4 protein-coding genes are annotated in these 3,986 nt (G+C 74.8%); all 4 read left to right on the top strand.

Annotation, left to right across the window (positions count from 1 at the left end; genetic code table 11):
- The first annotated feature begins 290 nt into the window (after positions 1–290).
- Positions 291–1,823, top strand: coding sequence for an acyl-CoA carboxylase subunit beta (locus tag BJF79_RS33885; RefSeq protein WP_075903577.1), 1,533 nt, complete (start codon positions 291–293; stop codon positions 1,821–1,823).
- An 85-nt stretch (positions 1,824–1,908) separates the two neighbouring features.
- Positions 1,909–3,054, top strand: coding sequence for a 3,5-dihydroxyphenylacetyl-CoA synthase DpgA (dpgA, locus tag BJF79_RS33880; RefSeq protein ID WP_075903575.1), 1,146 nt, complete (start codon positions 1,909–1,911; stop codon positions 3,052–3,054).
- 35 nt (positions 3,055–3,089) lie between these two features.
- Positions 3,090–3,662: an enoyl-CoA-hydratase DpgB gene (gene dpgB / locus BJF79_RS33875; RefSeq protein ID WP_262402951.1), complete on the top strand. Its 573-nt coding sequence runs from the start codon at positions 3,090–3,092 to the stop codon at positions 3,660–3,662.
- A 94-nt stretch (positions 3,663–3,756) separates the two neighbouring features.
- Positions 3,757–3,986, top strand: a 230-nt coding sequence (locus BJF79_RS33870) for a hypothetical protein (RefSeq protein WP_143220599.1), incomplete at its 3' end; no start/stop codon positions are given.

The raw sequence follows: 3,986 nt of genomic DNA, 5'->3' as shown, positions 1-3,986 counted from the left end.
CCCGCGACGCCCCCCGGCACCGCGCCCGCGCCCGAAGCGTCCGCGAACGACCCTGCGAACGACCGCGTGCCCGAGCGTCCGCGAGCGGGACTGCCTCGGGTACCTCGATTGGGGCGGCGAACGGTGCCGCGCCTGGTGCGACGAACGGTGGCGCACCTGCGTCCGAAGCGTCCGCAGGCGGGGTTGCCTCCGGCGTGACGAGCGGGGCCGCCTCCGGCGTGACGAACGGCGTTGCGCCCGTGCCTGGGGCGCCGTCTCGCGGCACGCCCAACGGGGCGCGCGGGCCGGGCATGGGGGAGGTGCGGCGGCGGGACGCGGCGTTGCGGGCCGGGATCGTCGCCGGGGATCCGGGCGCGGTGCGGCGGCAGCACTCGCTCGGGAAGCTCACGGCGCGGGAGCGGCTGGCGATCCTGCTGGACGAGGGGTCCTTCGTCGAGATCGGGCTGTACCGGCGTCCGGACGGGGGCCCGGACGAGCGGCGGCCGTACACCGACGGTGTCGTCACCGGGTCCGGGGAGATCTACGGGCGCCGGGTGTTCGTGTACGCGCAGGACTTCACGATCGCGGGCGGGTCGCTCGGCGCGGCGCACGCGGCGAAGATCCACCGGGTGATGGACCTCGCGCTGGCCGCGGGCGCGCCGCTGATCGGGCTGAACGACAGCGGCGGCGCGCGGATCCAGGAGGGGGTGATGGCCCTCGACGGGTTCGGCGGGATCTTCTTCCGCAACGTGCAGGCGTCCGGGGTGATCCCGCAGATCAGCGTGGTGTGCGGGCCGTGTGCGGGCGGTGCGGCGTACTCGCCCGCGCTGACCGACTTCACGTTCATGGTCGGGGACGCCGCGCAGCTGTACCTGACGGGGCCCGACGTGGTGGAGGCGGTCACCGGGCGGCGGGTGACGCACGCGGAGCTGGGCGGCGCGCAGGTGCACGGTTCCACGTCGGGCGTGGCGACGTTCGTGTACGACGACGAGGCGGCGTGCCTGGAGGACGTCCGGTACCTGGTGTCGCTGCTGCCCGCGAACAACCTGGAGCCGGTGCCCGCGCTGCCCAGGACGGGCGCGCAGGGCGACGAGCGTCCGGCGCTGGCGGAGATCGTGCCGGTCGATCCGGCCCGGCCGTACGACATGCGGCTGGTGATCGACGAGGTGGTGGACGAGGACACGGTGCTGGAGCTGCACGAGGGGTGGGCGCCGAACGTGATCTGCGCGCTGGCGCGGATCGACGGCGAGGCCGTCGGGGTGGTGGGCAACCAGCCGATGGCGATGGCCGGGGTGCTGGACGCGGACGCGGCGCAGAAGGCCGCGCGGTTCGTCCGGTTCTGTGACGCGTTCGGGATTCCGCTGGTCACGCTGGTGGACGTCCCGGGGTTCCTGCCCGGCGTGGAGCAGGAGCACGCGGGGGTGATCCGGCACGGCGCGAAGCTGCTGTACGCCTACTGCGAGTCGACCGTCCCGCGCGTGCAGGTGATCGTGCGGAAGGCGTACGGCGGCGCGTACATCGTGATGGACTCCCGGTCGGTCGGCGCGGACCTGTCGCTGGCGTGGCCGGGCAACGAGGTCGCGGTGATGGGCGCGGCGGGCGCGGTGAACGTGATCCACCGCCGTGCGCTGGCCGCGGCGCCCGACCCGGAGGGGCTCCGCGCCGAGCTGGCCGACGACTACACGCGGCGGCTCGTGCATCCGTACTACTCGGCGGAGCGGGGTCTGGTGGACGACGTGATCGACCCGGTGCGGACGCGGATCGAGGTGGCGCGCGGCCTGGCGATGCTCCGCACGAAACGCCGGGCCGGGCCGCAGCGCAAACACGGAAACGTGCCCCTGTGAGGGCCGCGAGGAAAGGGACGACATTGTCCGGGCCGCAACGCGGAGATTTTCGCAGCAAACCAAGAATGTGGGGTTGGACCTTCCGATGACCGTGGACATGGAATTATCCCGGGACGAATTACGCACCGAGGCGCCGCGTCCCGACGTCGCCGCGCCGAATCCGTTCGTCCCGCGCATCGTGGGGGTGGGGACGGCCGGTGGCGCCACGTCCTACTCCCAGCGCGAGGTGCTGGCGGAGATCGGCGTCACCGACCCGAAGGTGCGGTCGGTGTTCCTGAACAGCGCGATCGAGAGCCGGTACCTGACGCTGCCGCCGCCGGGCGCGGACGGCCGCCGGGAGTCCGAGCCGCAGGGCGACCTGCTCGACAAGCACAAGCGGCTGGCCGTCGAGATGGGCGCGCGGGCGCTGGAGAGCTGCCTGAAGCGGGCCGACATGCAGCTGTCGGATCTGCGGCATCTGTGCTGCGTGACGTCGACGGGGTTCCTCACCCCGGGCCTCAGCGCGCTGATCATCCGCGCGCTGGGCATCGACCGGCACTGCAGCCGGTCCGACATCGTCGGCATGGGCTGCAACGCGGGCCTGAACGCGCTGGGCGTGGTGTCGGGGTGGGCGACGGCGCACCCGGGCGAGCCGGCGGTGGTGCTGTGCACCGAGGCGTGCTCGGCGGCGTACGCGCTGGACGGCACGATGCGCACGGCGGTCGTGAACAGCCTGTTCGGGGACGGTGCAGCGGCCGTCGCGCTCGTCGCCGAGCCGGACACCGGACCCGGCGGGGCCGGGCGGGCGGCGGGGCCGCGCGTGCTCCGGTTCGCCAGCACCCTCATCCCGGAGGCGCTCGACGCGATGCGCTACGACTGGGACCGCGACCAGGGCCGGTTCAGCTTCTTCCTCGACCCGCAGATCCCGTACGTGGTCGGCGCGAACGCCGAGGTCGCGGTGGATCGGCTGCTGGACGGGACGGGCCTGCGGCGCGGCGACGTCCGGCACTGGCTCGTCCATTCGGGCGGGAAGAAGGTGATCGACGCGGTGGTCGTGAACCTGGGGCTGAACCGGCACGACGTCCGGCACACGACGGGCGTGCTGCGCGACTACGGGAACGTGTCCAGCGGCTCGTTCCTGTTCTCCTACGAGCGGCTCGTGGAGGAGAACGCGGTCGAACCGGGCGACTACGGCGTCCTGATGACGATGGGGCCGGGCTCGACGATCGAGACCGCGCTGGTGCGGTGGTGACTCGGGTGGCGACGGGAACGGGAACGGGAGCGGGCATGACGCAGGCGACGGGGACGGCCCGGGCGGCGGTGCGGATCGACGGCGCGGCGCCGCTGTCGGCGGCGGCCGTCCGGGAACTGAGCGGGCTGTGCGACCTGGTCGAGGGGCCCGGCGGGCCCGGGCTGGTGGTGCTGGAGACGGGCGGCGCGCCGGGCCCGTCCCGGGACGGGCTGACGACCTCGCTGGTCACGAAGTGGGAGCGGACGCTGCGCCGGCTGGAGCGGCTCCCGGCCGTGACGGTCGCGGTGGCCGCCGGGGACGTCGGCGGCCCGGCGCTGGTCGCGCTGCTGGTCGCCGACGTCCGGATCGCCGCGCCGGACGCGCCGCTGGTCGCGGGCACCGGCGGGGCGGCGACCTGGCCGGGGATGGCGCTGTTCCGGATGGCGCACCAGTCGGGCGCGGCGGCGGTGCGCCGCACGGTGCTGTTCGGCGCGCGGTCGGCGCGGCGGAGGCGGTCGCGGCGGGCCTGGTCGACGAGCTGGCCGCCGACCCGGACGCGGCGGTGGCGGAGGCGGCGGCCCGGTTCGGCGGGTTCGCCGGGCCGGAGCTGGCGATCCGCCGGCAACTGATGTTCGACGCCGTGACGACCGGTTTCGAGGACGCGCTGGGTGCGCACCTCGCGGCGTGCGACCGGGCGCTGCGGCTGGAGCGGGAGGCGCTGTCATGACGATCGATCACCGGGCCCCCACTGGGACCGTCCTGCCGGGGGAGGCGGGCCGCGCGCTGGACGTGCTGGGTCGCGTCCTGCGGGACTCGACGCGGTCCTGCGCGGGCTGCCGGAACCGGCCGCGCGGTCCGCGGCGCAGCGGACGGCCGCGCGCGGCGCACGACCGGGCGCGGGCGGCCCGCACCCGGTTCATGGACGCGCGCGCCGCCGCGTCTACGACGTCCTG

The sequence above is a fragment of the Actinomadura sp. CNU-125 genome, from assembly GCF_001942465.1.
Taxonomy (GTDB): Bacteria; Actinomycetota; Actinomycetes; order Streptosporangiales; family Streptosporangiaceae; genus Spirillospora.
This window is presented reverse-complemented; position numbering and strand designations above follow the sequence as displayed.

Excerpts from the sequence above, each read along its gene's own strand:
- BJF79_RS33885 (WP_075903577.1), top strand. The coding sequence starts at position 291 with ATGGGGGAGGTGCGGCGGCGGGACGCGGCGTTGCGGGCCGGGATCGTC.
- dpgA (WP_075903575.1), top strand. The coding sequence starts at position 1,909 with ATGACCGTGGACATGGAATTATCCCGGGACGAATTACGCACCGAGGCG.
- dpgB (WP_262402951.1), top strand. The coding sequence starts at position 3,090 with ATGACGCAGGCGACGGGGACGGCCCGGGCGGCGGTGCGGATCGACGGC.